General features: G+C 66.8%; 2 protein-coding genes and 2 pseudogenes. 2 read left to right on the top strand and 2 right to left on the bottom strand.

The window, feature by feature from the left end; genetic code table 11:
- Positions 1–170: 170 nt before the first annotated feature.
- A complete protein-coding gene (locus tag ACESMO_RS07820; RefSeq protein ID WP_372707600.1) occupies positions 171–782 on the top strand; it encodes a TIGR02466 family protein in 612 nt (203 codons plus the stop codon).
- Positions 779–1,018: pseudogene (locus ACESMO_RS07815) on the top strand (SDR family oxidoreductase); the annotation flags it as partial. The gene ACESMO_RS07820 and the pseudogene ACESMO_RS07815, both read left to right, overlap by 4 nt.
- Before the next feature lie 150 nt (positions 1,019–1,168).
- Here the strand turns inward: ACESMO_RS07815 and ACESMO_RS07810 are convergent.
- The gene (locus tag ACESMO_RS07810; RefSeq protein WP_372707599.1) at positions 1,169–1,585 is read right to left on the bottom strand and encodes a hypothetical protein; all 417 of its coding nucleotides are present in this window, start codon (positions 1,583–1,585) and stop codon (positions 1,169–1,171) included.
- A 77-nt stretch (positions 1,586–1,662) separates the two neighbouring features.
- Positions 1,663–2,265, bottom strand: a pseudogene (locus ACESMO_RS07805) (ribosome biogenesis GTPase Der); the annotation flags it as partial.

Below are 2,265 nucleotides of genomic sequence, written 5' to 3'. Positions count from 1 at the left end.
GACAGCGGGAAATATGGCTTGATCCGACGCATCTGCTTGTTCGTCAGCCAAAACAGATCACTCATGACAGGCTCCTCCTGCCACCAGTGAATCAGATCGCCACGACCGTGTGAATCCCTTTAATGGGTCCTGAGCCTAGTCACTAACCACCAACCCTTGCGGCCCATCCCATGTCCCTGCGCCCCCTCTTCGTCACCAACGTCTATGAAGCCTCCCTGGCCCCCTCGCCTGGGTTCGCCGCCTTCAACGCCGCGCTGGCCGACGCCTGCCGGATGCTGGCGGACGAGGACCATGCCGGGCGGGCCTGGTGCCGCGAGCACGGCTATCGCGGCTATACCTCCTACGGCTCGCTGACCGACCTTCCGCACCGCATGCCCGAATTCAGCGATCTGAAGCGGCGGCTGGACAGGCACGCCGTCGCCTATGCGAAGGCGCTGAATTTCGATCTGGCCCGCAAGCCCCGGCTGGACAGCCTGTGGGTCAACATACTCAAGCCCGGCGGCGGGCACTCAGGCCACATCCATCCGCACGCCTTCCTGAGCGGCACCGTCTATGTCGAGGTGCCGGACGGGGCCTCGGCCCTGAAGCTGGAGGACCCGCGCCTGCCGATGATGATGGCCCGCCCCGGCGTCCACGCCGACGCCCCCGAGGCGGAGAAGCCGTTCGTCTATCTGGCCCCAAAGGCGGGGACGGTGCTGATGTGGGAAAGCTGGCTGAGGCATGAAGTGCCCCCGAACGCGGCCAGGGCCGAGCGCATCTCGATCAGTTTCAACTACGCCTGAGGCCCCATGACCCAACCCCGATCCCATGCCCCCGGGGTTGTTCTGATTACCGGCGCGGCCTCCGGAATCGGACTGGCATTGCCGCCTGCGGCGCTTCCAAGGCCGCCGTCCTGCAGTTGGCCCGGGTGGCTGCGAAGGAAGGTGTGCCGCGCGGCGTCCGCGTCAACGCCATCCTACCCGGCGGGGTTGAGACCCCGATCTGGCGCAGCATGCCCTTCTTCGCGGACCTGGTGGCCGAAACCGGCTCCGAACAGTCCGCTTTCGCGCGGATGGCCGGATTCGCCACCCCCGTTGGCCATTGGTCCGCTGATAGTCGAGCTGGCGCGCGGCGATCTGGAGCTGAAGTTCAAGGACTGGAGCGCGGGGCCGGGCGTGGCGGCGCTGATCTAGGCGGCGTGGGGGGTGCCGGTCGATCCGGTCCGGGCCCCGAACCAACCTGCCGCCACGACCAGCACGACCCCTGCGACCGCCATCCATACGGGATGAGGGATCAGGAACAGGTTAGCGGCCGTCGCGCAGAGGAACAGGCCGGCAGCGACCCAGCCCGGCCATACGCCCCGACGGGCGAAACGGGCCGCAAAGGCCGCGCCAGCGAAGGCGGCGGCGGTCCATGTTGCCAGCATGGCGATGAACACGACGGTTGGCAGGCCCGCGACAAAAGCCTGCATCGCCGCGCGGTCGTTCATGTCGGTCGGAGGAGGTCCCGCTGATGCGGCCAGCGTCTGGGACAGCATGTCGCCAATAACGACGATGACGAAGGCGCTGACCACGCCACCGATGATCGAAAGCACGAGTCTGAGCATCTGCACCCCCCCGAGGCACCGCCAACCTAGCGGCGTCCCCGGAGGCGCGTCAAATATCAACATTCGCCACGACCGACCTACTTCTTCGGCAAATGCTTCTGGCCAGTCCGGACGCGGCCTGACCGCGACACCTGACGCGCCCCGCCGCGCGCGCCCTTCTGGACGGCGACGGATGAGCCGGCCTTCTTGGAGGCGCTGGCCTTCAGCCCGGCAATGGGTTTCAGCCTGGTCTTGCCGGCTTTCTTTTGCTCCAGCGCCTTGCCGGGCAGGTTGGACAGCATCTCGGCGCGCTCGGCCTTCTTGATGACCTTGCGCGGCGCGGTCTTGGCGTCGCCCTTGTAGCGTTCGGGGCCGGACTTGGAACCGCCCGGCGCATAGGGGTTTTCGCTGCCCGATTTGACCAGCAGGCGGATCGGCGTGCCCGGCAGGTCGAACGACTCCCGCAGATTGTTGACCAGATAGCGTTTGTACTGCTCCGGCATGGCTTCGGCCCGGCTGGCCATCAGGACGAAGGTCGGCGGGCGGGCCTTGGTCTGAGCCATGTATTTGGGCTTGATCCGCTTGCCGTCGACGGCGGGGGGCGGATGCCTCTGGGTGGCCATGGCCAGCCAGTCGTTGAGGTCCTTGGTCTTGACCTTGACCGACCATGTCGCGTGGGCCTTCAGCACGGCGGGCATCAG

This window comes from Brevundimonas sp., from assembly GCF_041688735.1.
In the GTDB taxonomy this organism is placed as follows: Bacteria; Pseudomonadota; Alphaproteobacteria; order Caulobacterales; family Caulobacteraceae; genus Brevundimonas.
This window is presented reverse-complemented; position numbering and strand designations above follow the sequence as displayed.

Bases quoted from the DNA above. Each gene is read 5' to 3' on its own strand.
- ACESMO_RS07810 (WP_372707599.1), bottom strand. From the start codon at position 1,585: ATGCTCAGACTCGTGCTTTCGATCATCGGTGGCGTGGTCAGCGCCTTC.
- ACESMO_RS07820 (WP_372707600.1), top strand. From the start codon at position 171: ATGTCCCTGCGCCCCCTCTTCGTCACCAACGTCTATGAAGCCTCCCTG.